Here is a 26,803-nt window from a genome sequence, read left to right as displayed (position 1 = left end):
CCAGGATGTTGGCTTAGAAGCAGCCATCATTTAAAGAAAGCGTAACAGCTCACTGGTCTAAATAAGGGTCTTTGCGCCGAAAATGTAACGGGGCTGAAGCCATGCACCGAAGCTGAGGATTTGCAGTAATGCAAGTGGTAGCGGAGCGTTCCGTAAGCTGATGAAGGGAGACCCGTGAGGGCTCCTGGAGGTATCGGAAGTGCGAATGTTGACATGAGTAACGATAAAGAGGGTGAGAGACCCTCTCGCCGAAAGACCAAGGGTTCCTGCTTAAAGTTAATCTGAGCAGGGTTAGCCGGCCCCTAAGGCGAGGCAGAAATGCGTAGTCGATGGGAACCACGTTAATATTCGTGGGCCTGGTGGTAGTGACGGATTGCACAAGTTGTTCATTCTTATTGGATTGGATGGGCAGCGGAGCGGTTCCAGGAAATAGCTCCACCGTATAGACCGTACCCGAAACCGACACAGGTGGTCAGGTAGAGTATACCAAGGCGCTTGAGAGAACTATGTTGAAGGAACTCGGCAAATTGCACGCGTAACTTCGGAAGAAGCGTGACCCCATGCTAGGCAACTATTATGGGGTGGCACAGACCAGGGGGTAGCGACTGTTTATCAAAAACACAGGGCTCTGCGAAGTCGCAAGACGACGTATAGGGTCTGACGCCTGCCCGGTGCTGGAAGGTTAAGAGGAGAGGTGCAAGCTTTGAATCGAAGCCCCAGTAAACGGCGGCCGTAACTATAACGGTCCTAAGGTAGCGAAATTCCTTGTCGGGTAAGTTCCGACCTGCACGAATGGCGTAACGACTTCCCCGCTGTCTCCAACATAGACTCAGTGAAATTGAATTCCCCGTGAAGATGCGGGGTTCCTGCGGTCAGACGGAAAGACCCCGTGCACCTTTACTATAGCTTTACACTGGCATTCGTGTCGGCATGTGTAGGATAGGTGGTAGGCTTTGAAGCGGGGACGCCAGTTTCCGTGGAGCCATCCTTGAAATACCACCCTTATCGTCATGGATGTCTAACCGCGGCCCGTTATCCGGGTCCGGGACAGTGTATGGTGGGTAGTTTGACTGGGGCGGTCGCCTCCGAAAGAGTAACGGAGGCGCGCGATGGTGGGCTCAGACCGGTCGGAAATCGGTCGTCGAGTGCAATGGCATAAGCCCGCCTGACTGCGAGACTGACAAGTCGAGCAGAGACGAAAGTCGGTCATAGTGATCCGGTGGTCCCGCGTGGAAGGGCCATCGCTCAACGGATAAAAGGTACGCCGGGGATAACAGGCTGATGACCCCCAAGAGTCCATATCGACGGGGTTGTTTGGCACCTCGATGTCGGCTCATCGCATCCTGGGGCTGGAGCAGGTCCCAAGGGTTTGGCTGTTCGCCAATTAAAGCGGTACGTGAGCTGGGTTCAGAACGTCGTGAGACAGTTCGGTCCCTATCTGCCGTGGGTGTAGGAATATTGACAGGATCTGTCCCTAGTACGAGAGGACCGGGATGGACATATCTCTGGTGGACCTGTTGTCCTGCCAAGGGCATAGCAGGGTAGCTACATATGGACGGGATAACCGCTGAAGGCATCTAAGCGGGAAACCCACCTGAAAACGAGTATTCCCTATCAGAGCCGTGGAAGACGACCACGTTGATAGGCCGGGTGTGGAAGTGCGGCAACGCATGAAGCTTACCGGTACTAATAGCTCGATCGGCTTGATCGTTCTCATTGACTATGCTCATCTCCCGGCAAACACATCGTGTTTGTCCGGACCGATGTGCCAGACCTTTGTCCTGACGCGCCATGGCGCTGCGGACGGCCCGCCAAACGATTGGCGACGGCCTCTGGCCTGTATGGGTGCCACAAGCACCCGCAGCCGGAAGAGGTTCCAAAAGACGTGTTCAAAAAAAGAAAACAGGCTAACGCCTGCCAGCTTCTCAAAACATAAAGTTGCGCTTTGCCGACCTGGTGGTTATGGCGGGGTGGCTGCACCCGTTCCCTTTCCGAACACGGCCGTGAAACGCCCCTGCGCCCATGGTACTTCGTCTTAAGACGCGGGAGAGTAGGTCGCTGCCAGGTCTGCAAAACGCAACTGATGTAAAACAATCTTCTCATTCACAGCCAACGGCCCAAAGCCGAGACAAAAGGGCCGCTCACAAAGCGGCCTTTTGTGTTAAAATGCATCGGCAGGAAAATACGAGACAAATTGCAAGCAATTTGCTCGGGCAGTAAGCGTAAAACGCCAAAGGCGCTTTACGCAGACGCGACAAATCCCTTCGGGATTTGCGCTGGACGCGGGGTGGAGCAGCCCGGTAGCTCGTCAGGCTCATAACCTGAAGGCCGCAGGTTCAAATCCTGCCCCCGCAACCAAATACGACAAAGCCCGCCCCGTGCGGGCTTTTTGCGTTCCAGAAGTAGGTCGAGGCAAGCATCCAGGATGCAGCAACCGGATCCGGTCCTTCAGTTCAATGCATTCCGGGCCAGGAATTCTGCCTGTATTGTATCCAGGGCACTCGCTGTCTCCCTGAAGTAAGGCAAGGTTTCCCAGAGGCTGCGATCGCCGACGATATAGCGTGGAGAGAGCTTCAGTCGAAGAAGCCTGCATCCTCTTCCCTGAGATATCTCCTGGCCGCTTCGGCGTCGATATCGAGGCCCAGCCCCGGCGCTTCCAGTAGGTCCACCATGCTGTCCTTGACGATCTGCGGCGGCAAGCCGATTACCAGATCCTCCCACCAGGGGTCGGAGGCGCTCGGATATTCGAAGGCGATGTAGTTTGCCGGCAATGTGGCGCAGACATTGATCAACGCGCCAAGCCCCAGCAGGCCGTTAGCGGTGCCGTGCGGTGCCATCAGGATCGAGTGCATGTAGGCGTGCTCAGCGACCCATTTGAGTTCGGCAATGCCGCCAATGTCGGCTGGATCGGGGCCGATGACGCGTACCGCCTGCGTCTCGATCAGTTCCTTGAAATTGTGCCGCAGGTAGATCTGCTCACCAGTGTGGATTGGCGTCGAGGTGGAGGTTGTCAGTTCCCGATAGGCCTGCGGATTGACCCACGGCACGTAGTCGCCAGTCAGCATATCCTCGAGCCACATCAAATTGTACTTCTCGACCGCGCGAGCGAACTTGATCGCATCGGGCAGCATCCAGCCCGGACCGCAGTCGAGCGCCAGGCTGACTTTGTCGCCCAGCACTTCCTTCATCGCGATCACGCAGTCGAGCATGTGATTGAAACCGCGCTCGCTGATCATGCCCTGATCCATGGCGCCGTGATAGCCGGCCTTCTTCTGCGTCACGCCGTAGTGGAAGTCCTCGATGGTGTCCTTCATGTTGGAGTGGAACGAGATTCCTTGCTTGACCATGAAGAAGTTCTGCGGCTGCTCCATCATCCATTTGACGTCAGCGGCGTAATCCTCCGGCCGGTCGCCCGTGCGTTTTTGGCGGATCGAGCCGTTGTAGACGCGCACCTTGTCGCGCACCTTGCCGCCGAGCAGTTTATAGACGGGCACGCCCGCGGCCTTGCCGGCAATATCCCACAGCGCATGCTCGATAGCGCTTACCGCTGCGCCGTACGGCTTGAAAGAGCCGCGTTGGCGGATCTTCAGCATGACTCTCTCGACGTCGGTCGGGTCCTCGCCGATCAGCGCCTCGCGGAAATGCAGCACAAAGGGCTTGAGGTAGGATTTGGTGAACTCGACTTCGCCCAAGCCATAGAGGCCCTCGTCCGTAACGATGCGGACGATCGGGTGTTTGCCGATAACGGCGCAGCGCAGATCGGTGATCTTCATCTTCGTTCCTTTTCGCCTCAGCTCCAGGTGCGATCCCAGGAATACTCATCGTCCCAGCGATCCGTGGGCTGCCAAATGCCGGTGACACCCGGCTGCAGATGCTGCGAGATCACCTCGTCGACGACGTCGTCAATCCCCAGGCCCGGCTTGTCCGGAACAGTGATAAAGCCGTCCTTCACCAGCGGCTTGGGAAGCCCCGTGACGATATCGTCCCACCAGTCGACATCGGCGGAATGGTATTCGAGCGCCATGAAATTTTCGGTCGCGGTCGCGACATGTGCCGCGGCCATTGCGGCGATTGGACTTTCTGCCATGTGGATGGCCATGGCGACACCATGGTCCTGCGCCATGTCGCCGATCTTCTTGGTCTCGAGGATGCCCCCGCTGGTGAGCAGGTCCGGGTGGATAACGGAGATGCCGCCGCTCTTGAGCAGAGGCCCGAAGGCCTCCTTGAGGTATATGTCCTCGCCAGTGCAGATCGGCACCGTGGTGGAGTCCTGCAGTTGTCGGTACTGCTCGGTGTACTGCCATGGGATCACATCCTCGAGCCAGGCCGGCACGTATTTTTCAATTCGCCTGGCAAGGCGAATGCCGTTCTGCACTGAGATGTGGCCGATGTGGTCGATCGCGAGCGGAATATCCATGCCGATGACCTCACGAACCTCGGCAATGTATTGCTCAAGGAAGTCGAGGCCCTTGTCGGAATAGTGGAGGCCGGTAAACGGATGCGGGACGTTATGCAAATCGTACGCAGCGTTGCGGACGCGCCGTTCTTCAATGGTCTTCAGCGGGCCGCGGCCGGGGTGGTCGCGGTACCCTTCAAGTGAGCCGGCAGGAGACACGACCGCACCGGGCACATCCGCGATCTGCATCAGCCCCAGATCCATCTTGAGGAAGGTGAAGCCGAGTTCCATGCGCTGCTTGAGGCGCCTGCCGGTCTCGGTGCCGCTCGGCACGGTGGCATCGGTGTCGCAGTAGACGCGCACTTTCTCCCGAAACCGGCCGCCGAGCATCTGGTAGATGGGGACGCCGTAGGCTTTGCCGGCAAGATCCCACAACGCGATTTCGACCGCCGATACGCCGCCGCCTTGCCGGCCGTGCCCGCCGAACTGCTTGATCCGGCGAAACAGGTGGTCGATGTCGCAAGGGTTCTCGCCAAGCAACCGGCTCTTCAGCATCAGCGCGTAGGTGGCGCTGGCGCCGTCGCGCACCTCGCCAAGCCCGACGATGCCCTGGTTGGTGTAAATCTTGAGCAGCACTGAGGCGAACGGCGCGCCGACAATTTCAGCTACCCGCATGTCGGTAATGCGAAGGTCGGACGGCTTGGAATGCGTGTTCACCCGATTGAGCGCCTCGTCGGCTCCATCTGCCTCTGGCATGATTTATCCTCGTTCTGTCGCTGGGTTTGTCTCCGCGCACGGCTGCGGCGGCATAGAGCGTTGCTAGTCCAGCTCTATCTCGTGGTTTTGAAGGTAGTCGCGGTTCATTTCGACGCCGAGACCAGGCTTGGGCGCAAGCGTGAGGCTGCCGTTCGAAACATCGAGTGGTCTGTCGATGAGGTGATCGTATTTGCCGAGGTTCCACTCCGACGTTTCGAGTTTGTAGAAGTTAGGAACGGTCATCATCACCTGCGCTCCCGCAACCACGTTGATCGGTCCTGCGGCGTCATGCGGCGAGACCGGGATGTAGTAGGCTTCGCATAGGGCAGAAATCTTCTTGAGTTCGGTAATGCCGCCGGTCCATGTGACATCGGGCATGATGTAGTCGGCGAGCCTGTTTTCGAGCACCGGCACGAAATCCCACTTCGTATGGCCGCGCTCGCCCCACGAGATAGGTGCGCTGACCTTCTCGCGGACCTGTCTGAGAGCGTTGAGGCTCTCCGGTGGACAGGGCTCCTCGAACCAATCGATCTGACCAGCTTCCTCGAGGCTCCGACAAAGGCGAATGGCAGTGGGAACGTCGAAGCGGCCATGCGCATCGATGAGGATGTCGACATCAGGGCCCGCCGTTTCACGGATCAGAGCCGTGAGTTCGGCGGCTTCGCGCTCATCCTTGCGGGTCATGCTGCCATCGAGGTAGCCGTCCCGCTGTTCGCGCGGCTGTCCATCGGCGGTGCGGCCTTGGTATGGAAAAGGATCGAACTTGAGCGCAGTGTGGCCGGACTCGACGATGTCTCGAATTTCCCGGACCACAGCCTCTTTGCTGGTAAACTTGGCCTGGTTGGGATGGGTGTAGAGCGCGATTTCATCGCGTACCGGTCCACCCAACAGCTCGTAAATCGGCTTGCCCAAGACTTTGCCTCGGATGTCCCAGAGGGCTATGTCGATGGCGCTTACACATTCGACTGCGGCGCCGCGACTGCCCATGTAGGTGAAACTGCGGAATATCTTGTGCCACAAATACTCGATACGCGCCGGGTCATCGCCTTTCAAAGCGGCACCGATCTGCCGCAGGATCGTGCAGAGGGCGCGATTGGCGAGCCTCGTCGTGGTGGTGATCTCTCCCCAGCCGCTCACCCCCTCGTCGGTCGTCACTTCGACGAACAGAAACTCTCCCCAATAAGAAGCATCGGATCTGATTAGCCACGGCCGAACGCTGGTGATTTTCATCTCAACTGCCTTTACTGAAATGGTCGGGATAACGATATTCCAGGCTAAGTATTCTATCCTGCCCGAGCGGCGTTACGCGCGCGCATGTGTTCGAGGATGTGCCGGCCGGAGCCCTCGACATGGCGTGCAATGAGCTCGGCTGCCTCGTTCGCATTTCCCGCTTTCACATGCGCGATGAGCTCGCGATGCTCGCTAAGGATCGCGGCACGCCGGGCGAGCGTGAAGTTGAAACGCCGGCTCACGGCTCGAAGCACTTCGCGATGCTTCCACCAAAGCTCGGCGGCATGGCGGTTGTAGTGCTTTTGGTACATGACGGTGTGAAAAGCGGTGTCCAGCTCGCTGTGCTTGAACGTGTCGGCGAAGTTGTTCTCTTCAATGAGGCCCTGGATGCGTTCGAGTTCAGCAATGTCCTCGACGGTGGCCATATTCACGAACCATCGCGTCAGTGCCGGCTCGATCAAGACTCCTATCTCGTAGATGTCCCGAACAAAATCCTGATCTATGGGCCGCACGCGCGCTCCGCGGTTGGGAACAAGGGTGACAAAGCCCTCACCGCGCAACAGTTGCAGAGCCTCGCGCACGGGGTTGGTTGAGGTGCCGTGGCGCCGTGCGAGATCGGTGACCACAAGCCGGTCGTTGGCAGCGAGCCGCCCTTCGATGATGTCTTCCCTGATCAGTTGATAAAGCGAGGCGCCCTCGCTGGAGGCTCCGATAGGGTCGATCCCTTCGGGTGGCTTTGCTTTGAAATCGCTTGTTTCGGCCAAGACTATCCCCAGTCAATACACATATTGCTCGGATATCACGCAAGGCTTCCCAAAACAATGTACGATTTCTTCAATTGACAGGCAATCTACAATCTGAAAACGTATGATCTGGTCGAAGGAGTACATTGGGTGGAAGTCCCGCGGCCGAGGAGCAAAGACCGCTCGCCTCTAGGCAGAGCGGCATGGGAGAAGCTGGAGGATACCTTATGACGAGGATTTCACTCGGCGGTGCCGTCCTACGCGGCACTGTCTGCACTGCTTTGATGGTATCGTTGATGTCTGCGTCTGCGCTGGGTGCGCCGGTCGACTTGAGCAAGTGGTCGCCGGAATATGTGCGCTCCATTGCCGGCACACAGGATTTTGACACGGCGGGCGATTGCGCCAAGGTCACCCCACTCGACTACAAGGGGCGACTGACTTTCTGGTATCAGGGCGTGTTCGAGGGCGACCCCGACCTCCTGCGCCAGTATTACAAGGATTTCTTCGAGACCTTCCGCAAAACCTATCCAAACATCCAGCTTGAGGAACAAGCCCTTACCTATAATGACCTTCTGGATAAGTTCCGGACCGCACTTCTGGGCAATGCAGCGCCCATGGCGGTGCGCCTGCAAATCCTGGGGGGCACCGAGTTCGCCGCAAAAGGCTATCTGGAACCGCTCAAACCCGAGGATGTAGGATATTCGACCGAGGACTTCTGGCCCGGTGCAATGAAGGCCGTAACCTGGGAGGGGGTGACCTACGGCATCCCAACCAATAACGAGACAATGGCGTTCATCTGGAACGCCGACATCTTCAAACGTGCAGGCCTCGATCCGGACAAGGCTCCGGCAACCTGGGACGACGTCGTCAAATATTCCAAGCAGATCCACGACAAGCTCGGCGTTGCCGGTTACGGCCTCGTGGCACGCAAGAATGCCGGCAATACGCCGTATCGCTTCATGCCGCAGCTGTGGGCCTATGGCGGGGGCGTCTTCGACGAAGCTACCGCCAACCCGACCTATAAGCAGGTCCAGCTCGATAGCCCGCAGAGCAAAGCGGCATTGCAAGCCTCCTACGATATGTATGTTCGCGACAAGTCGGTTCCGGTTTCGGCGCTCACCAACCAGCAGGCGGATAACCAGCCCCTCTTCCTCGCTGGCCAGCTCGGCATGATGGTCTCGCACCCGTCCGACTACAACGTCATGCTCGACCTGCAGAAGAAGACGACGGGCAGCGACAAGGACAAAGCGCAGACCGTCATCGACAATATGCGCTACGGCCTGATTCCGACTGGCCCTGACGGCAAGCGTGCCGTCGTGTTTGGCGGCTCGAACATTCACATCCTGAAGCCCGAATATGTCGAGGGCGGCAAGGTCGACGAACCGGCTGCAAAGGCCATCGGCTGCATGTGGGCGAGCCCCGAATGGTCGCTGAAGATGGCCTATGCCGGTTCGAACCCCGGGAACCTCAACGGCTTCAAGACCAAATGGATGAAGGAACGCCTTGATAGTATCAAGTTCCTTGATGTCACGACCTCGATGCTGCCATACGGCATCCCGTTCCCGGCGCTGCCACAATCGCCCGAGATCATGAACATCATCGTCCCGGACATGCTGCAGAATGCCCTCACCGGAGCCATGACCGTCGACCAAGCAGCGGACGACGCAGCCAAGAAGGTAAAAGACCTGACGGACGGCGGACTCTAGTCCAAGCCTGCCGATCTGACCGGCTGCGCCTCGATTGCAGCCGGTTTCTTCCGAAGAAAAAGGGCAGGGCACAGTGACGATCTTGACTGGCAAGGCCGAGGCACGCCGAAGACTGCAACCCGATAGGTCCGGCGTGCTGCGAAAGATTTGGGAGCATCGCGCTGACTACGCATACGTGCTTCCCGCGATCGCCGTGATGCTCATCGTCATTGCCTATCCGATCTACTACACGATCGAGCTGTCGTTCTTCAACACACCGCCTGGCCTGCAACTCCGGGACAAGATTTTCGTCGGCCTCGACAATTACATCGCCATCCTCACAAGTCCGGTGTTCTGGACGGTCACCTCGAACACTCTTATCTGGACATTGGGATCCACTCTCATCGCATTTGTCCTGGGGTTTGGCTGCGCGCTGGCGCTTCATCGTGACTTTCTCGGCCGTGGCATCCTGCGGGCCATCCTGATCATCCCCTGGGTCATCAGCGCGGTCGCCGCCTCCTATATCTGGAAGTGGATCTACCATTCGGACTTCGGGATCATTGGCGCGGTGCTGGTCGGCCTCGGATTGGCCGACCGGCCGCCGAACTTCATCGACAGCGTCAGCACGGTGCTGCCCTCGCTGATCGTCGTCAATATCTGGCGAGAGTTTCCGTTCGCCATGATCATGATGATGGCTGGCCTGCAGACAGTCCCCGACCAGTTGCTGCGTGCCGCAAGGGTCGACGGAGCCAATGCATGGCAGCGGTTCTGGCACGTCACCTTCCCGCACTTGAGAAACGTCTCGACGGTGACGATCCTTCTGCTGGCAGTGGCCAACTTCAATTCATTCATCATCCCCTGGATCATGACCGGCGGCGGGCCGTCGAACGCATCGCATATCTGGATCACCCACATTTATGAGCTCGCCTTCGGCCGCCAGCGCTGGGGGGTGGCATCGGCCTATTCGGTGCTGCTGTTCTTGATCCTGATGTCGCTCGGCTACTTCTACGTCCGTGCGCTAAGCGGCAATGAGCGGAAGGATGGCAGCGCATGAGCACGATTGCCGAGACTACTCCTCGAGGCCCGGCCCGTCGCCGTATGCGCATCGACGGATGGCGGTGGGGCGGACGCATCTTCCTCGTGTTCATGATGCTTTACACCGCGTTGCCGATGATCTGGATGCTGATCACCTCGATCAAGTCCGGCTTCGCGGCCATGCAATTCCCGCCGCAATGGTGGCCTGACCAACCCACTCTTGCCAGCTACCAGAAGCTGCTCGATCCGCAAAACAGCGTCGGCCAGGACTTCCTCCGCTTCTTCTGGAACAGCCTTTTCGTCTCCACCGCCACGACCATCCTTTCGGTCATCGTGGCAGTTCCTGCGGCCTACGCGTTTTCGCGCTTCACCTTCCCGGGCCGGAATTTTCTGTTCTTCGCCGTCTTGCTTCGCAACATGTTCCCGGCCGTGATCTTTCTCGTGCCGCTCTTCATCCTGATGCGCGCGATCGGGCTGGTGAACACGCATGCGTCGCTCGTCCTCACCTACCTCACATTCGGTCTGCCGCTGGCAATCTGGCTCCTCAAGGGCTTCTACGACAACATTCCGGTGCAACTCGAGCAGGCGGCGCGCATCGACGGCGCGACGCGGTTCCAGGCCTTTATCCTGATCGTGATGCCGCTCTCGACGCCAGGAATCATCGCCACGGCGATCTATTCCTTTATCGGCGCGTGGAACGAATACATCTACGCCTACACCTTCCTCTCCAAGAACGAGCAGTTGACACTGCCGGTCGGCATCCAGCGCTTCTTCTCGGAAAATACGACGGACTTTCCGGGCCTGATGGCGGCCAGCTTTATGATGAGCGTGCCCGTCGTGGTCCTGTTCCTCGTCCTGCAACGATACTTCGTACGCGCCCTCACGGAAGGCGCAGTCAAGCACTAGAGGAGTTGCCGGTGGCCCACGTGGTCCTTAAAGATCTGGTCAAGACCTATGGCAGCTTCAAAGCTGTCAACAATGTTTCGCTGACGGTCAACGACGGCGAATTCGTTGCGCTCGTCGGCCCTTCAGGCTGCGGCAAGACAACCACACTCAATCTTGTGGCGGGGCTCATCCCCATCACCTCTGGCGACATCTTCATCGGCGACAGGGTGGTCAACGACCTCGACCCCAAGGACCGGGACATCGCAATGGTGTTCCAGAACTACGCGCTCTATCCGCAGAAATCGGTCTACAAAAACCTAGCGTTCCCGCTGCAGATGCGCAAACTGCCAAGGGACGAGATCGACAAGAAGGTCAAGGAAGCAGCGCGAGTGCTCGACATGACGCAGTTGCTCGAGCGCAAGCCACGCGAACTTTCGGGCGGGCAACAGCAGCGCGTGGCGCTCGGCCGTGCCCTCGTTCGCGATCCGGCGGTATTCCTGATGGATGAACCACTCTCCAACCTCGACGCCAAGCTGCGCGTGCAGATGCGGTCGGAGATCAAGCGTTTCCACCAGGACCTCAAGGCGACGATCATCTACGTGACGCACGACCAGCTCGAAGCGGTAACTATGGCCGACAGGATGGCGGTGATGAACGGTGGCTACCTGCAGCAATACGATTCACCGGCGCAGGTCTTTGCCCATCCGGTGAACATGTTCGTCGCCAGCTTCATCGGCAGCCCGGCGATGAGCCTTGTTCCGCTGGAGGCGTCAACGGCAAACGGCAACACTGTGTTGACCAGCGCGGAGGGCTGGCGCCTCGAGCTCTCGCCAGAAAACGCTCAGAAGGTCTCAAGGGCAACAACCAAGAAAGTCGTGCTCGGCGCACGTCACTCGACGATCAAGCTGCACAAGAGTGCGGTGCCAGGAAGCATTCCTGCCAAGGCCTATACGGTGGAGCCGACCGGAGACGTCACCTTCGTACAGGCGTTCCTGTCTGGCGCCATCATCAATGTCAGTGTGCCGCCGACCATTGCCGTCGCGCCGGACGAACAGATTTGGCTCGAGTTCGACCAGGAGCGGATGCATCTGTTCGACGGCGAAACAGAAATGGCCCTCAAAGCCAATTGAGACCAAGCGGATGCGTGTGAAACGAGGGCGTGGATGACTACGAAGCTTAAAATCACGGCGATCAAGCCCTATCCGGTATGGGTAGGAACGCGCAACCAGATGCTGGTCAAGGTCGAGACTGACAACGGCATCTTCGGCTGGGGCGAGAGCGGCTTGAGCGGTCGCGAGAAGGCCGTAGCCGGCGCGATCGAGCACTATCGCGAGTTTCTCATCGGCCGCGACCCGATGCAGATTGGTCGCATCTGGCAAGAAGTCTATCGTAGCCAATACTTCGAAGGCGGGCGCGTTCTGCAGGCGGCGATTTCCGCCATCGACATTGCCCTTCACGACATCAAGGGCAAGGCGCTGGGGGTGCCGGCCTACGACCTGCTGGGCGGCAAGCAGCGCGACCGCATTCCTACCTTCGCCTCGACCGGTGATGAGGCCGAGGGCGATGTTGCCATCGAACGAGCCCGCGAACTACGCGCACAAGGATGGCAGGCGATCCGCTTCTTCCCCATCGGGCAAAACAGCAAGGACTTCTTTGAGCCGCGTGAGTCGATCGGCGCTACCGCAACGATGCTAAACAAGGCGCGCGAGGCGCTGGGCGACGATGTCGTCCTCGGCATCGACTATCATCATCGGCTGTCGGTGGCAGAGGCGGCGAGTTTCTGCAACAAGCTCGGCCGTGGCGTGCTTGATTTCCTCGAGGAGCCGATACGGGACGAGACACCCGAGGCCTACGAATCCCTGCGCACGATGACCGACATCCCGTTCGCCATCGGCGAGGAATTTGCCAGCAAGTGGCAATTCCTGCCCTACATCGAGCGTGGCATCCATCAGTTCAACCGGCTCGATGTTTGCAATGTTGGCGGGCTCACCGAAGCGATGAAGGTCGCTGGCTGGAGCGAGGCGCACTATGTGGACCTGATGCCGCACAATCCCCTTGGCCCAGTCTGCACGGCCGCGACCATCCATCTCGCCGCCGCGGTGCCGAATTTCGCCTGGCTCGAGACCAGGGCGCCCGAAGCAAAGCTCGGCTTCGACAATTCCGACTTCTTCCCCGTGCAACCACGGCTCGACGGCCCCGACTATCCGGTCAGCGATCTGCCGGGGCTCGGCGTCGAGGTCAACGAAGAGGCGGTCAAGGCGGAGAGCTTTCGTTTCTGGGAAGCGCCTCACCTGAAGCGCCGCGACGGTTCTGTCACAAACTGGTAGTTTCATCCATCGGAGCCCAAAATGACGCATACTCCCGACATTACGCGACCGCCCAAAGAGCTGATCGACGCACTGAAGGAAATCGGCGCCGCGACGGTTGCCGGCACGCTTGGCCACATGGGCTTCCGCAATCCGCACATGGTCGGTCCCGTACCGCAGAACCGCGGGAAGTCGATCGTCGGGCCGGCGCTGACGCTTCAATTCATGCCGCAGCGGCCGGACCTCTTCACCGAAGGGGAATATGCCGATCCGGAGACACAGTTGCACCGGCACGTGCTCTATCACGCGCAGGAGGGCGATGTGGTCGTGGTCGACGCGCGCGGCGACATGAGCTCGGGCGTCTTCGGCGATATGATGTCGACCTATTTCAAAGGCAGAGGCGGCGCTGGCATCGTGATCGATGGGTGCATGCGCGATCGGCCCAACGTCGAGAAGCTGGATCTCCCCCTATGGCTACGTGGCTGGACTCCCAACTACCATGTGCAGACCAGCATCTATCCGAATGCGGTCAACGTTCCGATTGCCTGCGGCGGTGTCACGGTCATCCCTGGCGACATCATCGTCGCCGACGATGACGGGGTGGTGGTGCTTCCAGTCGCAATGGCCGCGAAGGTAATCGAAGAGTCGCAAAAGCATCACGATTGGGAGGAGTTCTCGCGAGTGAAGCTTATGGAGGGCGGGTCGTTGCAGCGCTACTATCCGCTGCATGACGATGCCCGCGGAGAATACGAAGAGTGGCGCAAAACAAACCACTTGGAGAACCGAAGTTAGCCTATTGATTACCCTCGGCGGGTCGCGAACCTTCTGAGGTATCGCCGACGTCTACGCAAAAAATAGGGAGTCGAATTTCGCCGTGCGAGACCGCCGGCGGCAACTTCTTCGAACAGCTTCCCGGGGATCACGAGGTGCATCTCCTGTCGATGATCCTGCACGATTGGGACGAGGCCAAGAACCGCGCCCTGCTGCGCCGGTCCTTCGAGGCTTTGCCGAGCGGCGGCGCAGTGATGATTAGCGAGCTTCTCGTCAATGACGAAAGACCGGGCCGGCGCCGGCCGCGCTGATGAGTCTCAACATGCTGATCGAGACGGAAGGGCGAAACTACACGCCGGCCGAATATTCGGCGTGGCTCGAGGAAGCCGGAGTCCGGCACATCGAGACGGTTTGGTTCGACGCACCCGGCGCGAACGGCGCCGTAATCGGCCGCAAGCCCTAAAGCCATGGGACGGAGGGAAGCATGAGCATTCACGATTTCGGATCTGCTGTCACGCGCGTGGCGTCGCGGGCGGCCAGGCGGGTGTTGCCCGCAGCATTCGCAGCGCTGGTGGCGGCGATTGGATCGTCGCCTACCGGCGCGACCGACAGCGAGCTGGTCGAACGAGGGAAATACCTGGTGACCATCGCGAGCTGCACCGATTGCCACACGCCGGGACATTTCCTCGGCAAGCCGGACATGACGCGTCACCTCGGCGGCTCCGAGGTCGGCTTCGAGATCCCTGATGTCGGGGTCTTCTACGGCCCCAACCTCACGCCCGATGAGGCGACGGGCCTCGGGCGCTGGAGCGAGCGTGATATCGTCACGGCGATCCGGACAGGCAAGCGCCCCGACGGACGCATGCTTGCTCCAATCATGCCGTGGGCCGCATTGGCGGAGCTCGCCGAGTCCGACGCCGGGGCGATTGCGGCCTATCTGAAGAGCCTGCCGCCGGTGAGCAACAAGGTGCCCGGACCGTTCGGGCCGGGCGAGGCGCCGACTTCGTTCGTGATGAAGATCGTGGCGCCGGAGAAATAGGGCCGGCGCATTGCAGGGCGGCGCCATCCCATTGCCGGCTCACGACTCGCGCGGAGTCGCCCAGGATGATCGCGCCGGAGTTCAGTTCGGGAAGAGAACCTCGCCCTTCTCGAGCCCGCATTTTCGCCGCCTGCCGCGCTTTTTGAAAGCAGCGCGATCAACAGTTTGCTCCCTCCGTCCTGAGTATTTGCCACGCGAAACTCTGCTTCCAGACAGCGTATTGCCTCGACATTGCGCTTTACAACTATATAACATAGTTGCTACGTTACTAGCGATGGTGAGGTGGGCCTGCTGACTGGTTGTTGGGCTGCCCTTAATGGAGGACGCTGCGACGATGTCTGGGACTTATGCCACTTTTTCCGACAATAGTTTCGCGGGCCGAAGCGTCCTTATCACGGGCGCCGCGAGCGGAATGGGTCTGGAAACTGCAAGGGCCTTTGCCAGCAAGGGCGCGGAAGTCGTCATGGCCGATCGTGATGAGGCGGGGCTGAAGCGCTACGGTGCGGAACTGCGCAATGGCGGCGCGGCGGTTCACACCGTGACGGTGGATGTCAGCGATCAGGAGAGCATCGACAAGGCCTTCGATTATTGCGATGCCAATCTCGCGCGTCTCGATAACGTCGTGACATGTGCAGCGATCATCACAGCCAAGCGTATATTCGAGCAGGATCGGGCGCATTGGCACCGCGTGCTCGATGTAAATTTGCTCGGCAGCTTCTTCATCGTGCAGGGCGCAGTCAAACGCATGCTCGACAATCCCGATGGCGGCAACATCGTCTGTATCGCCTCGGATGCAGGCGTGCATGGGGGCGGCGGGCTGATTGCCGATACCGCCTATGCGGCATCGAAAGCCGGGACCCTGTCGATGGTCAAGTCGGTGGCGCGGGAACTTGCGGGCAAGAAGATCCGCATCAACGCGCTGAACCCCGGGCCGACGGATTCCCCGATGCACTCCCATATCGACCAGTCGCTGAAGGATCGTATCGCCGGCAATTTGCCGATGCGGCGCATGGGGCGGCCGGAGGATATGGCGGCGGCAATCATGTTCCTGTGCTCGGATGCCGCCAGCTTTACCTACGGTGCCGCGCTCGATGTCGATGGCGGATCGATGTTCCGCTAGACCGGGGAGGGGATACAGGCATGCAGCAGACAGCCCGCCGTTACGCCTATTCGGCCGATATTCCGGAACTCGATGATGTCGATGTGCTCGTCATCGGGGGCGGACCATCGGGATTATCGGCGGCAGTCGCGGCGGCACGTCTTGGCGTGCGGGTGCGCCTCGTGGAGCGCTACGGCTTCCTCGGTGGCAACCTCACGGCGGGCCTCGTCGGCCCCTGCATGACCTCCTATTCGCTCGATGGCAGCCAGCAACTGATCCGCGGCATCTACGAAGAATTCGTTCAGCGGATGATGGCGCTCGGCGGCGCGCTGCATCCGAGTACGATCCCGGCAGGTTCGGCCTATTGCGGCTTCATCGTCTACGGCCACGACAAGGTGACCCCTTTCCAGCCTGAGGCGGCGAAGGTCGCGGCGCAGCGCATGTGCATCGAGGCGGGGGTGGAATTGTTGCTGCACACCATGGTCGTCGATGCCATCGTCGATGATCGTGATGCGGACAATCCCAGGGTGCTCGGGGTTGTTTGCGCCGGTAAGGGCGGGCTGAGGAGCGTTCGTGCCAAAGTCGTCGTCGACTGCTCGGCCGACGGCGATGTCGCCCATTATGCCGGTGTCCATACCCGTCAGGGGCGGGAAAGCGACGGCCTTTCCCAGCCGCAGACACTGTTCTTCCGCGTGCAGAACGTCGATGACCAGGTGGTGGAAGATTACATCCGCGCGCATCCGCAGGATTTTCGGCCTTTCGCCTCGATCGTCGCCAAGGCGACGGCAGAGGGCCGCTTTCCCGCGCCTCGCCGCGGCATTGGCCTTTACAAGACCATGGAACCGGGCGTCTGGCGCATCAATACTGGCCGCGTGTTGCGCCGCAATGGGGCTGACGCCCTTGAGCTCTCGCTTGCCGAGGTCGAAGGCCGGGAGCAGACCGTGGCGCTGCTCGATTTCTTCCGCGACAACCTGCCCGGCTTCGAGCAGGTGGAACTGCGGGACACGGCAACCCAGATCGGCGTGCGGGAAACCCGACGGATCGATGGCGCCTATGAACTGACGCTGCAAGATTTGCATTCCGGCCGCGCCTTCGAAGATGTCGTCGCGTTGTGCGGCTATCCGCTCGATATTCACGACCCCACAGGCTCGGGCGGTGGGACCGGTGGCGAGGGGCTTGATGCGGCCAATATCTACCAGATACCTTACCGGGTCATGCTGCCGCGCGTTCATGAGGGCCTGCTAGTGTCCGGTCGCGCGGTTTCGGCGACGCATGAGGCGCTCAGCGCCATTCGCGTCATGCCGCCCTGTTTTGCGCTCGGCCAGGCGGCCGGTGTTGCCGCGGCACTTTCGGTCGGCAACAGGGCCAGCCCGCGGCATGTCGACTACGCGGATTTGCGCAGGGAACTTCTGGCCCAGGGCGCCTATCTTGGCTGAGGAAAGGAGAAAGCGGGGAAGCGATATCCGCGTTATCTCAAATCAAGCCTTCAGATGAAGGGTCACCAACACGGTGCATTCGGCGCCATCGGCAAAGCGGGTTGCAACGCGCAGCCAATTGCCGAAGGCGTTGAGCCGGGCCACGGCAATGCCGTCCTGTTCGCCCGGCATGGCGAATTCCGTTCCTTCGCGAACCCAGTGCATGCCGTCAGGCGAGATCTCCACCCAACCCTTGGGTACTGTGCCGACGGGAGGCTTCAACGCCCGAATAAAGAACACGGCTTCATGCGCCCAGCCGGCCTCATAGGGTTCGCTCGCGGCGTCGCCGCTCCAGCGCTCATTGCGGGTTATCACCGCCGTGATGTTTTCGGGAAGCATCAAAAATCCCCTGAAATGCAGATGGAATCGACGTAGAGAAAGGCGCGTTTGGCGACATCCGTCTCGGCGAACAGGCAGAAGTTCAGCATGCACCAGAGGTTTTTCATCGCCGGAATCCGGATCGACTCGAAGCCGGATACGTCGAAATTCCGGTCGTTGCACTGCAAGCCGGTCGCCTTCATGGAGGCGAGGTCGAAATCGAAGCGCATATAGCTCCAGTTCACCTTCGTCGGGATCTCGTTGTAGCAGAGCCGTTGTTCACCATCCGGCAAGTCCAGCCAGCCTTCGGGCGCCAGGTGATAGTGGCTTACGGTCTTGTCTTCCCGGCCGATGGCGGTGAAGGACGTGGTCTCGCGTTTGTACTGCCATTTCTGCAGGTGCTTGCCGTCGAGTGCATTGAGAAAGCGCAGATGCGGCATAACTCGCTCGCCGTCTCCGTCCCGATCGCCGCATTGCAGGTCGAACAGGAAGCCGATCGATCGCACGTCGGTTTCCGATAGTTTCAGTTCCGTCGCCTCCGGCTTGAACGTGAAGAAAATCTCGAAGCGGATCGGCCCGCGCTTGCGGAAGGTATGACGCTTGATTGCAACGTTCTGCGCACCGGGTTTTGCTTTTGTGGCAATCTTGAGCGCATAGGACGAATCCATGCCACCGTGGGATCCTGCATCCCAATGTCCGAGAGTTGAGAGCATGGCGCTCGAGTGCTGGGCAAAGCCGGGCAACATGACGTCGAGGTTGTCCTCGTAATTGCCGACCAACTGTGACCAGCCGCAATGCCCGCGCGAAAAATCGTCAAATGACAGGATGCGCGGCAGAGGATCGAAACGGCTGAGCGCCGGATCTGCACGAAGCATGGCGAGCCTCATGGCTTCCATCATGTCGGCTGTGGAAGAGGGGGCTGATGTCGTCATTCTGGCGTTGACCTCACTGTATGCGGAGCCGTTTGACGGCGTCCCAATCGATTTCGATGCCGAGACCCGGCCGTGTCGGTACGTCGAGCTGGCCCTTCTTCTGGCGCAGGCAGCCGGGCGCCAGATCGGCCAAGTCGCGCTTGAAGGGGCTAAGATCGCATTCGCATTCCATCACCTGGAAATTCGGAAGGGCGGCCGCCAGATGCGCGCTGGCCGTCTCGCAGATAATGCCGGACATGCCGATATGCGGGGCGTAGCCAACATCATGCAGGGCGGCATAGTCTGCCATGCGCCGTGTTTCGGATATGCCGCCGGCACGGGCGACATCCGGCTGCAGGATTGAAAGGGTGCGGTTGGCGACAAGACGTTGCGCCTGATCGGCGGTAAAGTTGCTCTCTCCGGCTGCGAGCGGTACGTCGCAGCGCTTGCGAAGTTCTTCGTAGCCTTGCTCGTTTTCCGGCGCCAGCGGTTCCTCGAACCAGAAGTAGCCGTTGGCCGAAAGTGCCCTGCCGACTTCGATCGCCTGGTCCAGATCATAGGCCCAGTTGGCGTCGACACAGAGTTCGATATCGTCGCCAGCGCGCTTGCGCAGCCGTTCGATGCGCCGGCAGGCTTCCCGGACGGGATTGGCCATCTTGACTTTGATGCGCGGGAATCCCTCGCCGATATAGCGCTCCAGTTCCCGATCGGCCTCAACATCGTCGACCCAGTTTACGGCGGCGGCATAGACCTCGATCGTTTCCCGGCCGATGCCGCCAAGCAGCTTGGCGATCGGCATGCCCGCGGCCTTGCCCATGACGTCCCATAGCGCAATGTCGACCCCTGCGATCGCCTCGATCAGCATGCCGCCGGCGCGGCCTGACAGCGAGCGCCGCATGGATTGCCAGAGCGCGCCGATGTTGCTTGCGTCCTGTCCGATCAGCCGTGGCTTTAACGAGGTTTCGATCAGTTCCGCATAGGCCTTGGGCGAAAACCGGGCCAGCACCTCACCGACGCCGACGATGCCGGCATCGGTGCGCACCTCGACGAGAACCATCGAGACCTTGTGATAGGTGCCCCAGGAGGTGACGGTCGGTTTGGGCAGCGTCTGGCTGAGCGGATGGGCGACGACATCTGAAATGAGGATCGCCTGTCCGGTCGAACGTTGCACAGAATCCATCGGCTCTTTCGTTCCCAATGTTTTGCTCGCTGCTCTTGGTTTTGCTCGCTGCTTTGGGGCGTGTCTGTTATTCCTAGCTAGATGTTGGTGACTTGGCAACTGATAAACCTAGTTGCTAAGTTGGAAACTGCATGTTAGCTTTGTGAAGATGAGGACCGAGATGACTGAAATTCCCGAAAGGAAGCCCGTTTTCACCGCCAAGCCGCCGAACCCTTCGCGGTTGGCGGATGGGGTGTCCGATGCGATTGCCGCCGCACTCTTTGATGGGCGCATCTCGCCTGGCGAGCCGTTGCCGCCCGAAGGGGAGATCGCCAGGGAGTTCGGTGTCTCGAAGCCGATCGCCCGCGAGGCCCTTCGTCAGCTGACGGCAGCCGGGTTGATCTTCACCCAACAAGGCAAGGTTGCCCGGGCCAAGGCCTTGAGCGGCGAGTCGATGGACAAAATCTACGGCTACGCGGTGCGTTCCAGTCTCAAGCGGCTGCGCGAAGCCAATGAAATGCGCCGCGTCGTCGAGACGGGAATTGCTCGGCTCGCCGCCGAACGTCGCGATCCGGAGGGTCTGGAGATCATGCGGCAGGGCTTGGCGGGCATGCTGGCTTCCGTCCAGGAGCCCTCCGGCTTTACCGCCGCCGACATCCTGTTTCACCTTGGCCTTGCCGTGACGACGGGCAATTACATGATCCGCGTGCACATGGAGAGCATGCGTTCCGTGCAGCGCGAGGTGTCGGAATTGTTTTCACGTCGCGCCAATCGCAGCGACGCTGACTGGCGGGCAACGATTGACCGGCATCAGGCGATCTACGACGCAATTGCAGTTGGTGATGCCGACCTCGCCGAGCAAAAAATCCGGGAGCATTTCGAAGCTGCCGACATTGCCTCGCTCGAGGTGGCCGACAAGTTGAAAGATGCCGAGCGATGAGCGCCGCGCGCTTCTCACTGAAAGGCCGGCGTGTGCTGGTAACCGGTGCCAGTTCCGGCATCGGCCGGGCTGTTGCGCTTGGCCTTGCGGAGCATGGAGCGGAACTGATCCTGCATCATTTCGGTAATGAGACGGGCGCGCGTGAGGTGGCCCGGGCGACCGGCGGCACAGCGCCGGTACTGGAAGCAGACTTCACCGACGGGCGTGCGACGCAGGCTTTTGCCGATGAAGTGCTCAAAACACAAGGCCCGATCGATATCCTCATTGCCAATGCCGCCATCGAACATCGGCGGCCCTGGCAGGAATTGGATGAGGCGCATGTCAACGCCCATGTGGCATCGAATTTCTCCGCGTTGCTGACGCTGACGGCAAAGCTGGTTCCGCCGATGGCCGAGCGGGGCTGGGGCAGGGTCGTCGCCACAGGCAGCATCATGGCGGTGCGGCCGCGGGCGGAAACGGTTGTCTATGCGTCTCTCAAGGCGGCGCAGTTGACTGCGGTCAGGTCGATTGCGCGCGAAATCGGCCATCGCGGCGTCACGCTGAATGTGGTTTCGCCGGGTGCGATCGAGATCGAGGCCAATGCCGCGCGCTACGGCGACCCGGCGTTCCGAAAAGCGGTAGCCGCCAAGATCCCTGTGGGCAGGCCGGGCCAGCCGCAGGACCTGGTTGGGGCGTTTGTTTTTTTGTGCAGCGATGCTGCCAGCTACATTACGGGTGCAAATATCCCGGTCGACGGAGGATGGTCGATCGGAGACGCGCCCGGGAGCCTTCCGCACGCTGCCGGGTGAGCGACCTGCGGCAAGGTTTTTAAGATCATGCGGCGGAACCATCCGCCGCAGCTTGCAGCCAAATTCCGGGCGAATGCCGTTTGCATTCATTCGGTGAAGGCTGATTGCCGACGACCAAAAAGGGAGGAAACCATGAAGGCCGCATTAGCAGGTATCGCAGCATCCGCGTTGACATTGTGCATATCGACGTCTGCCGTCTTCGCGACGGATCTCCGCATGACGGTCTGGACCGGGAGCGAGGCTCATCTGAAGATGCTGAATGGCATTGCGGAGAGCTTCAAAGCCACACATCCCGACGTCAACGTGAAGTTCGAGACCGTGCCGGTCAACGACTACACGCAGAAACTGACCTTCCAGATCGCCGGCGGCAATGCTCCCGACATAGCCTGGATGATGGAGGATGCCGCTCCGGCTTTCGAAAACGCCAATCTTCTGAAGGATCTCGGCCCGACGCTCAAGGCGGCGGAAGGCTATGATTTCGACGATTTCTCGAAGCCGGCCATGGGCCTCTGGCAGAAGGACGAAACGGTCTACGGCATTCCGTTCTCCACCTCGCCTTTCATGATCTACTACAATAAGGACATGTTCGACAAAGCCGGGCTCGAAGACCCGCTGACGCTGGCCGCCAAGGGCGAATGGAACATGGACAAATTCCAGGAAGTCTCCAAGAAGCTCGCGGCAGCCAATCCCGGCAAATGGGGATTCGAGTTCAAGGATGGCGAAGGCTATGCCTCTCGTATGACCCATGCCCTTCTGCCGCCAATCCGCGCCTATGGTGGCGATATCTGGTCGAACAAGGAATGCGGCTTCGACAAGCCCGAAGCCGTCAAGGCGGTCAAGCAGCTGCATGACATGGTCTTCAAGGACAAGTCCATCGTTCCGCCAGGCGAACAGGGCGATTACTTCTCCGGCAATTCGGCGATGACGGTCAACCAGATTTCCCGTGCTTCGAAGATGGCGGAAGCCGGCTTCAAGTGGGGCATCGCACCGTTGCCCACCGGCCCAGGTGGTGAGTCACCTGTTATTGGCCAGGCCGGTCTTGTTGTGTTCGCCCAAGGCAAGAATACGGAAATCGCCGCGGAATTCGTGGCGCATATGACCAACAAGGAGAACGTCGCCACCATGGCGCAGTTCTTCCCGCCCGCCCGCAAGAGCGTTCTGCAGGCGGATGCATTCATCAACGGCAACAAGCTCGTGCCGCCCGAGATGATGAAGAATGTGGCTGCCGCGATTGAAAAGGGCCGGGTGGTCTCGGCTAACGAAAAAGCGCCCCAGATCCTTGCCGCCATGGCGCCTCGTGTCGATGCCTTGTGGAAGCCGGATGCCGATGTCGATGCCGCCATCAAGGGCATCTGCGCAGCAATCCAGCCGCTGCTTTGATTAGAACGAAGATGGCCGATACCGTTCATAACTCCATTCGAACCGGCCAAAAGACCTGGCTGACGTTGAAGATGAGAGAGATGATGGAGGCGTGGCTGTTTGTCAGCCCCACCTTCATCGGCTTCCTCATCTTCTTCCTCGGTCCGCTCTGCGCAGTGGTCTATTATTCCATGACCGAATGGAACCTGCTCAGCCAGCAGGCCACCTTCGTCGGCCTTGCCAATTTTCAGAACGCGCTCCTCGAAAACCCTGACTTTTGGCGTGTGGTACGCAATTCGGTTGTTTTCGCGATCGGGCTCGTGCCGCTCAACATGGCGCTCGCGCTCGCCTTGGCGCTCGCCCTTTCCCGGCCGTTTTTCGGGGTCGTGTTCTTTCGCACGGTGTTTTTCGCCCCCGTCATCACCTCGGCCATCGCCTGGGCGATCGTCTGGAAATTTCTGCTGCAGGGAGAAGGCGGTTTCATCAACCAGGTGCTGGCGCTGGTCGGGATCACCGGTCCAAACTGGCTGCGTGAACCGAACTGGGCCATGGCGGCGGTTATCGTCACCCGCGTCATCAAGATGGTTGGCCTCAACATGATCCTCTACATTGCGGCGCTGCAGGCGATCCCGCGGGACTATGAAGAGGCAGCGCGCCTGGAAGGCGCCTCGCGCCGGCAGATCTTCAGCATGATCACCTGGCCGTTGCTGGCGCCGACCACGCTCGTCATCATGGTCATCACGACGATCGGCTCTTTCAAGGTCTTCGATCACATATACCAGATGACCGGTGGCGGCCCGGAAAACGGCACACTGGTGCTTGCCTTCTACATCTATCAGCAGGGCTTCAAGTTCTTCAATGTCGGCTATGCCTCGGCGCTCGCGATGATCATGTTCGTGATGATCATGGCGCTGACCCTGGTACAGGTGATGCTGCGGAGAAAGGGATCGGAGTGACCCAGCGCCAAATCCAGATCCTCTACCGCGCCTGCTGGACGATCGCACTCTTGATCGCCGCCATTCCTTTTGTTTTCCCATTCGTTTGGATGGTGTCTGCCGGCTTCAAGAGCGTGACCGAGATATTCGGTGCGCCGACGCTTATTCCGCGCGTCTGGCGCTGGCAGAATTTCGTCGAAGTGTTCACCTACCAGCCGTTCGCGCGGCAGTATTTCAACTCGCTTTACATCGCGATCGTGGTGACGGCGCTCACCCTCGTGATCTCGTCCCTGGCCGGCTATGCGCTGGCGCGCATGCGGTTTGCCGGTGCCGGGCTGCTGATGCTTTTCCTGATCTCGGCGCTCATGGTGCCGGAGGAAGTGACGATCATTCCGAACTTCTTCCTGATGCGTTGGTTTGGATTGGTGGATACTCACTGGCCACTGATCCTGCTGCCCACCTTCGGCCCTCATGGGGTGATGGCAACGTTCCTGATGCGCCAGTATTTCCTGGCCCTGCCCAAGGAGTTGGAAGAGGCTGGCAAGATGGACGGTCTCTCACGCTTCGGCGTTTGGTGGAAGATAGCGCTGCCGATGGCGCGTCCGGCCCTGGCTGCAGTTTCCATCATCACCTTTCTGTTCTCGTGGAACCTGTTCCTGGAGCCGCTGATCTTTCTGAGCTCGCTCGACATGTTCACGCTGCCTTTGGCCTTGTCGAACTTCAACGACAGCTACGGCTTACCGCTGTGGAACCTGCAGCTTGCCGCTACCAGCCTTGCCGTGGTGCCGATCCTGATCGTCTATCTGATCGCCCAGCGGCAGATCATCGAAAGTTTTGCGCTATCAGGCGTGAAGGGATGAGGACTTTTCTTTCATGAGCAGTGTATCGCTTAAAGGCATCGAGAAACGCTTCGGCGCCGTCGAGGTCATCCGCGGCGTCGATCTCAGGATCGATCCGGGCGAGTTCGTCGTATTCGTCGGCCCGTCGGGCTGCGGTAAGTCTACCTTGCTGCGGCTGATTTCGGGGCTGGAATATCTCAGCGGCGGTGAACTTGCGATTGGCGGCCGGGTGGTCAACGAAGTGCCGGCTTCGAAACGCGGCGTTGCCATGGTCTTCCAATCCTATGCCCTCTATCCGCACCTGACCGTCCGGGACAATATGGGTTTCGGGCTGAAGGTCCGCAAAGTTCCGGCACAGGAGCGCCAGAAGCGCGTCGATGAAGCAAGCGCCACGCTGAAACTCGAAGCATTGCTCAATCGCTACCCCCGCGAGCTGTCCGGCGGTCAGCGGCAGCGCGTCGCGATCGGCCGGGCCATCGTCGGTAATCCCGATGTCTTCCTGTTCGACGAACCGCTGTCGAACCTCGATGCAGAGTTGCGTGTGCACATGCGCTCTGAAATCGCCGCGCTGCATAAGCGGCTCTCCACGACGATGATCTATGTAACGCATGACCAGATCGAAGCGATGACGCTCGCCGACAAGATCGTGGTTCTGCGCGACGGCCGTGTCGAGCAGGTCGGTTCCCCCCGGGAATTATATGAGCGGCCGGCAAATATCTTCGTGGCGCAATTCATCGGAAGCCCAAAAATGAACCTGCTACCGGCAGATATCGCGCCTTTGCTGACAGGCGCAAGGGCAGCGGATACCACGGCCGAGACCATTGGGATAAGGCCGGAACATCTGACGGTCGTGGAACCTCGAGACGGGACGCTGCGCGGAACCGTCGGGCTTTGTGAATATACCGGGGCGGTAACGCTGCTCCACGTCAAGCTGCCGGACGGGCATGATTGCCTCGTCCTGCACGACGGTGGTGACATGAAGGCGGGAAACCAAATAGGGCTCACCGCCGATGTCTCGAAGGTGCACTTTTTCAATGGCAACGGGCAGGCAACAAAGAACACGGCTGCTCTTCGCGCGGGGTGAGACCTGAACGTTTAACAGGACCGGATCCGTCTATTCGTCGCCCTGTCGCAAGTTGCGAAGTCGGTCGAAAAGCACGGCGAGCACGATTGCCCCGCCGATAAAGCATCCTTGCCAGAACGCGTTGATGCCGAGCAAACCAAGACTATTGCGGATGATCTCGATGAGCGCGGCGCCGACCAAGGCTCCAAAGGCGGTGCCGACGCCGCCGGCCAGATTGGCGCCGCCGATAACCGCGGCGGCAATGACCTGAAGTTCCATCCCGGCGCCGATATTTGTGGTGACGGCGCCGAGCCAGCCGGTTTGAATGATGCCGGCAACCCCCGCCGAGAGGGCAGAAATCATATAGACGATGACCTTGATCCTCGGCACGGGAACGCCCGTCAGTGTCGCGGCGTGCTCATTGCCGCCGATCGCAAAGACATAGCGGCCGAACTTGGTCCAGCGCAGCACGAAACCGGTAATGAGTGCCAGCACGACCATGTAAAGCACTGGATTGGCGATGCCGAAAACCCAGGCGCCGCCACCCAGAGCCAGTAGTTTGTCGTGATCAGGTCCGAACTCAAAAACCACAGTGTTGTTGGATGCAACCATCGCAAGGCTGCGCGCAATCGACAACATGCCGAGTGTGACGACGAAAGGCGGGAAGCCGAGATAGGCAATCAATACGCCGTTGAAAGCGCCGACCAAAAGAGCAGTACCGATTGAGGCGGCGATGCCGACTTCAATACTGTATCCCGCGTGCATGACGACCGCCAGCACCATGCTGCACAGGCAAAGCACGGAGCCGACGGACAAGTCGATGCCACCGGTGATGATGACCAGCGTCATGCCGAGCGCGATAATTGCGACGAAGGTGACGTTGCGGGTGATGTTGTAGATGTTCTTCGCCGTCGCAAAGGAGTCCGTCGCCATCGACAGAAAAATGCAGGCGAGAATGACTGCGATCAGAACCCAGAATGTCTGGCCGCCCATGATCGTTGCAAGCCAGCTCCGTTGCTTCTGTCCGATCGTTTGGTCAAGTGTAATTGCCATCGTCGACCTTCTTCCTTC

25 protein-coding genes, 1 tRNA gene and 2 rRNA genes (1 of these 28 running past the window's edge) are annotated in these 26,803 nt (G+C 59.7%); 20 read left to right on the top strand and 8 right to left on the bottom strand.

What is annotated here, in order from left to right; all coding sequences use genetic code 11:
- From RL_RS19945 to RL_RS19935, 3 genes are all read left to right on the top strand, one after another.
- Positions 1 to 1,711: ribosomal RNA gene (locus RL_RS19945) — 23S ribosomal RNA — on the top strand; it begins 1,230 nt to the left of the window's first position.
- Between the two features lie 241 nt (positions 1,712 to 1,952).
- Positions 1,953 to 2,067, top strand: a 5S ribosomal RNA gene (rrf, locus tag RL_RS19940).
- Positions 2,068 to 2,281: 214 nt separating this feature from the next.
- Positions 2,282 to 2,358, top strand: a tRNA-Met gene (locus RL_RS19935).
- A 215-nt stretch (positions 2,359 to 2,573) separates the two neighbouring features.
- Here RL_RS19935 and RL_RS19930 read toward each other — a convergent pair.
- The 4 genes from RL_RS19930 to RL_RS19915 all read right to left on the bottom strand — a co-directional run bounded on the left by RL_RS19930 (position 2,574) and on the right by RL_RS19915 (position 7,146).
- Positions 2,574 to 3,773 carry a mandelate racemase/muconate lactonizing enzyme family protein gene (locus tag RL_RS19930; RefSeq protein ID WP_011653301.1) on the bottom strand — a complete coding sequence of 400 codons (1,200 nt, stop codon included), beginning with the start codon at positions 3,771 to 3,773 and terminating at the stop codon, positions 2,574 to 2,576.
- Positions 3,774 to 3,790: 17 nt separating this feature from the next.
- Positions 3,791 to 5,152 (bottom strand): mandelate racemase/muconate lactonizing enzyme family protein, encoded by a 1,362-nt coding sequence (locus RL_RS19925; RefSeq protein WP_011653300.1) that lies wholly within the window; start codon positions 5,150 to 5,152, stop codon positions 3,791 to 3,793.
- A gap of 63 nt (positions 5,153 to 5,215) precedes the next feature.
- On the bottom strand, positions 5,216 to 6,382 hold the full coding sequence (locus RL_RS19920; protein ID WP_011653299.1) for a mandelate racemase/muconate lactonizing enzyme family protein: 1,167 nt from the start codon (positions 6,380 to 6,382) through the stop codon (positions 5,216 to 5,218).
- Between the two features lie 53 nt (positions 6,383 to 6,435).
- Positions 6,436 to 7,146 (bottom strand): GntR family transcriptional regulator, encoded by a 711-nt coding sequence (locus RL_RS19915; protein ID WP_011653298.1) that lies wholly within the window; start codon positions 7,144 to 7,146, stop codon positions 6,436 to 6,438.
- Positions 7,147 to 7,352: 206 nt separating this feature from the next.
- Here RL_RS19915 and RL_RS19910 point away from each other — a divergent pair, with 206 nt between their 5' ends.
- From RL_RS19910 to RL_RS19865, 11 genes are all read left to right on the top strand, one after another.
- The gene (locus tag RL_RS19910; protein WP_011653297.1) at positions 7,353 to 8,831 is read left to right on the top strand and encodes an ABC transporter substrate-binding protein; all 1,479 of its coding nucleotides are present in this window, start codon (positions 7,353 to 7,355) and stop codon (positions 8,829 to 8,831) included.
- A gap of 73 nt (positions 8,832 to 8,904) precedes the next feature.
- A complete protein-coding gene (locus RL_RS19905) occupies positions 8,905 to 9,864 on the top strand; it encodes a carbohydrate ABC transporter permease (RefSeq protein WP_028743224.1) in 960 nt (319 codons plus the stop codon).
- Complete coding sequence (locus tag RL_RS19900) at positions 9,861 to 10,751, top strand: carbohydrate ABC transporter permease (protein WP_003542591.1); 891 nt, start codon at positions 9,861 to 9,863, stop codon at positions 10,749 to 10,751. The genes RL_RS19905 and RL_RS19900 overlap by 4 nt, the downstream gene beginning before the upstream one ends.
- An 11-nt stretch (positions 10,752 to 10,762) precedes the next feature.
- A complete protein-coding gene (locus RL_RS19895) occupies positions 10,763 to 11,860 on the top strand; it encodes an ABC transporter ATP-binding protein (RefSeq protein ID WP_011653295.1) in 1,098 nt (365 codons plus the stop codon).
- A gap of 33 nt (positions 11,861 to 11,893) precedes the next feature.
- Entirely contained in the window at positions 11,894 to 13,057 is a 1,164-nt protein-coding gene (locus RL_RS19890) for a mandelate racemase/muconate lactonizing enzyme family protein (RefSeq protein ID WP_011653294.1), read from the top strand.
- 21 nt (positions 13,058 to 13,078) lie between these two features.
- Positions 13,079 to 13,828: a ribonuclease activity regulator RraA gene (locus RL_RS19885; protein ID WP_011653293.1), complete on the top strand. Its 750-nt coding sequence runs from the start codon at positions 13,079 to 13,081 to the stop codon at positions 13,826 to 13,828.
- 134 nt (positions 13,829 to 13,962) lie between these two features.
- Entirely contained in the window at positions 13,963 to 14,118 is a 156-nt protein-coding gene (locus RL_RS40630; protein ID WP_233938462.1) for a methyltransferase, read from the top strand.
- Positions 14,119 to 14,129: 11 nt separating this feature from the next.
- The gene (locus RL_RS40625) at positions 14,130 to 14,270 is read left to right on the top strand and encodes a hypothetical protein (protein ID WP_225510500.1); all 141 of its coding nucleotides are present in this window, start codon (positions 14,130 to 14,132) and stop codon (positions 14,268 to 14,270) included.
- A gap of 21 nt (positions 14,271 to 14,291) precedes the next feature.
- On the top strand, positions 14,292 to 14,846 hold the full coding sequence (locus RL_RS19875) for a c-type cytochrome (RefSeq protein WP_011653292.1): 555 nt from the start codon (positions 14,292 to 14,294) through the stop codon (positions 14,844 to 14,846).
- Between the two features lie 316 nt (positions 14,847 to 15,162).
- Positions 15,163 to 15,966 (top strand): SDR family NAD(P)-dependent oxidoreductase, encoded by an 804-nt coding sequence (locus RL_RS19870; protein ID WP_011653291.1) that lies wholly within the window; start codon positions 15,163 to 15,165, stop codon positions 15,964 to 15,966.
- Positions 15,967 to 15,986: 20 nt separating this feature from the next.
- On the top strand, positions 15,987 to 17,381 hold the full coding sequence (locus RL_RS19865) for an FAD-dependent oxidoreductase (RefSeq protein WP_028743228.1): 1,395 nt from the start codon (positions 15,987 to 15,989) through the stop codon (positions 17,379 to 17,381).
- A 42-nt stretch (positions 17,382 to 17,423) separates the two neighbouring features.
- Here the strand turns inward: RL_RS19865 and RL_RS19860 are convergent, their stop codons facing one another.
- From RL_RS19860 to RL_RS19850, 3 genes are read right to left on the bottom strand one after another with little or no spacing between them, the layout of a single operon-like run.
- Positions 17,424 to 17,759: a hypothetical protein gene (locus tag RL_RS19860; RefSeq protein ID WP_028743229.1), complete on the bottom strand. Its 336-nt coding sequence runs from the start codon at positions 17,757 to 17,759 to the stop codon at positions 17,424 to 17,426.
- Positions 17,759 to 18,625, bottom strand: a complete 867-nt coding sequence (locus RL_RS19855) for a DUF6772 family protein (protein ID WP_017989306.1) — start codon at positions 18,623 to 18,625, stop codon at positions 17,759 to 17,761. Before RL_RS19855 ends, RL_RS19860 begins: the two co-directional genes overlap by 1 nt.
- Before the next feature lie 58 nt (positions 18,626 to 18,683).
- On the bottom strand, positions 18,684 to 19,829 hold the full coding sequence (locus RL_RS19850) for a mandelate racemase/muconate lactonizing enzyme family protein (RefSeq protein ID WP_011653287.1): 1,146 nt from the start codon (positions 19,827 to 19,829) through the stop codon (positions 18,684 to 18,686).
- Between the two features lie 160 nt (positions 19,830 to 19,989).
- Here RL_RS19850 and RL_RS19845 point away from each other — a divergent pair, with 160 nt between their 5' ends.
- The 6 genes from RL_RS19845 to RL_RS19820 all read left to right on the top strand — a co-directional run bounded on the left by RL_RS19845 (position 19,990) and on the right by RL_RS19820 (position 25,753).
- Positions 19,990 to 20,748: a FadR/GntR family transcriptional regulator gene (locus RL_RS19845; protein WP_011653286.1), complete on the top strand. Its 759-nt coding sequence runs from the start codon at positions 19,990 to 19,992 to the stop codon at positions 20,746 to 20,748.
- Positions 20,745 to 21,536, top strand: a complete 792-nt coding sequence (locus RL_RS19840; RefSeq protein ID WP_028743231.1) for an SDR family NAD(P)-dependent oxidoreductase — start codon at positions 20,745 to 20,747, stop codon at positions 21,534 to 21,536. The genes RL_RS19845 and RL_RS19840 overlap by 4 nt, the downstream gene beginning before the upstream one ends.
- Positions 21,537 to 21,668: 132 nt before the next feature.
- Positions 21,669 to 22,916, top strand: coding sequence for an ABC transporter substrate-binding protein (locus tag RL_RS19835; protein ID WP_028743232.1), 1,248 nt, complete (start codon positions 21,669 to 21,671; stop codon positions 22,914 to 22,916).
- An 11-nt stretch (positions 22,917 to 22,927) separates the two neighbouring features.
- A complete protein-coding gene (locus tag RL_RS19830) occupies positions 22,928 to 23,851 on the top strand; it encodes a carbohydrate ABC transporter permease (protein WP_011653283.1) in 924 nt (307 codons plus the stop codon).
- On the top strand, positions 23,848 to 24,690 hold the full coding sequence (locus RL_RS19825) for a carbohydrate ABC transporter permease (RefSeq protein ID WP_011653282.1): 843 nt from the start codon (positions 23,848 to 23,850) through the stop codon (positions 24,688 to 24,690). The genes RL_RS19830 and RL_RS19825 overlap by 4 nt, the downstream gene beginning before the upstream one ends.
- A gap of 13 nt (positions 24,691 to 24,703) precedes the next feature.
- Complete coding sequence (locus RL_RS19820) at positions 24,704 to 25,753, top strand: ABC transporter ATP-binding protein (protein ID WP_011653281.1); 1,050 nt, start codon at positions 24,704 to 24,706, stop codon at positions 25,751 to 25,753.
- Between the two features lie 30 nt (positions 25,754 to 25,783).
- On the opposite strand, the gene RL_RS19815 is transcribed toward RL_RS19820, so the two are convergent.
- Positions 25,784 to 26,785, bottom strand: a complete 1,002-nt coding sequence (locus tag RL_RS19815; protein WP_011653280.1) for an ABC transporter permease — start codon at positions 26,783 to 26,785, stop codon at positions 25,784 to 25,786.
- Between the last annotated feature and the right edge of the window lie 18 nt (positions 26,786 to 26,803).

It is taken from the genome of Rhizobium johnstonii 3841, assembly GCF_000009265.1.
Lineage (GTDB): Bacteria > Pseudomonadota > Alphaproteobacteria > Rhizobiales > Rhizobiaceae > Rhizobium > Rhizobium acaciae.
This window is presented reverse-complemented; position numbering and strand designations above follow the sequence as displayed.

What these genes read in the sequence shown, in the direction of transcription:
- RL_RS19930 (WP_011653301.1), bottom strand. Translation starts at nt 3,773, where the DNA reads ATGAAGATCACCGATCTGCGCTGCGCCGTTATCGGCAAACACCCGATC.
- RL_RS19925 (WP_011653300.1), bottom strand. Translation starts at nt 5,152, where the DNA reads ATGCCAGAGGCAGATGGAGCCGACGAGGCGCTCAATCGGGTGAACACG.
- RL_RS19920 (WP_011653299.1), bottom strand. Translation starts at nt 6,382, where the DNA reads ATGAAAATCACCAGCGTTCGGCCGTGGCTAATCAGATCCGATGCTTCT.
- RL_RS19910 (WP_011653297.1), top strand. Translation starts at nt 7,353, where the DNA reads ATGACGAGGATTTCACTCGGCGGTGCCGTCCTACGCGGCACTGTCTGC.
- RL_RS19900 (WP_003542591.1), top strand. Translation starts at nt 9,861, where the DNA reads ATGAGCACGATTGCCGAGACTACTCCTCGAGGCCCGGCCCGTCGCCGT.
- RL_RS19890 (WP_011653294.1), top strand. Translation starts at nt 11,894, where the DNA reads ATGACTACGAAGCTTAAAATCACGGCGATCAAGCCCTATCCGGTATGG.
- RL_RS19885 (WP_011653293.1), top strand. Translation starts at nt 13,079, where the DNA reads ATGACGCATACTCCCGACATTACGCGACCGCCCAAAGAGCTGATCGAC.
- RL_RS40625 (WP_225510500.1), top strand. Translation starts at nt 14,130, where the DNA reads ATGCTGATCGAGACGGAAGGGCGAAACTACACGCCGGCCGAATATTCG.
- RL_RS19875 (WP_011653292.1), top strand. Translation starts at nt 14,292, where the DNA reads ATGAGCATTCACGATTTCGGATCTGCTGTCACGCGCGTGGCGTCGCGG.
- RL_RS19870 (WP_011653291.1), top strand. Translation starts at nt 15,163, where the DNA reads ATGGAGGACGCTGCGACGATGTCTGGGACTTATGCCACTTTTTCCGAC.
- RL_RS19865 (WP_028743228.1), top strand. Translation starts at nt 15,987, where the DNA reads ATGCAGCAGACAGCCCGCCGTTACGCCTATTCGGCCGATATTCCGGAA.
- RL_RS19860 (WP_028743229.1), bottom strand. Translation starts at nt 17,759, where the DNA reads ATGCTTCCCGAAAACATCACGGCGGTGATAACCCGCAATGAGCGCTGG.
- RL_RS19855 (WP_017989306.1), bottom strand. Translation starts at nt 18,625, where the DNA reads ATGAGGCTCGCCATGCTTCGTGCAGATCCGGCGCTCAGCCGTTTCGAT.
- RL_RS19850 (WP_011653287.1), bottom strand. Translation starts at nt 19,829, where the DNA reads ATGGATTCTGTGCAACGTTCGACCGGACAGGCGATCCTCATTTCAGAT.
- RL_RS19845 (WP_011653286.1), top strand. Translation starts at nt 19,990, where the DNA reads ATGACTGAAATTCCCGAAAGGAAGCCCGTTTTCACCGCCAAGCCGCCG.
- RL_RS19840 (WP_028743231.1), top strand. Translation starts at nt 20,745, where the DNA reads ATGAGCGCCGCGCGCTTCTCACTGAAAGGCCGGCGTGTGCTGGTAACC.
- RL_RS19835 (WP_028743232.1), top strand. Translation starts at nt 21,669, where the DNA reads ATGAAGGCCGCATTAGCAGGTATCGCAGCATCCGCGTTGACATTGTGC.
- RL_RS19830 (WP_011653283.1), top strand. Translation starts at nt 22,928, where the DNA reads ATGGCCGATACCGTTCATAACTCCATTCGAACCGGCCAAAAGACCTGG.
- RL_RS19820 (WP_011653281.1), top strand. Translation starts at nt 24,704, where the DNA reads ATGAGCAGTGTATCGCTTAAAGGCATCGAGAAACGCTTCGGCGCCGTC.
- RL_RS19815 (WP_011653280.1), bottom strand. Translation starts at nt 26,785, where the DNA reads ATGGCAATTACACTTGACCAAACGATCGGACAGAAGCAACGGAGCTGG.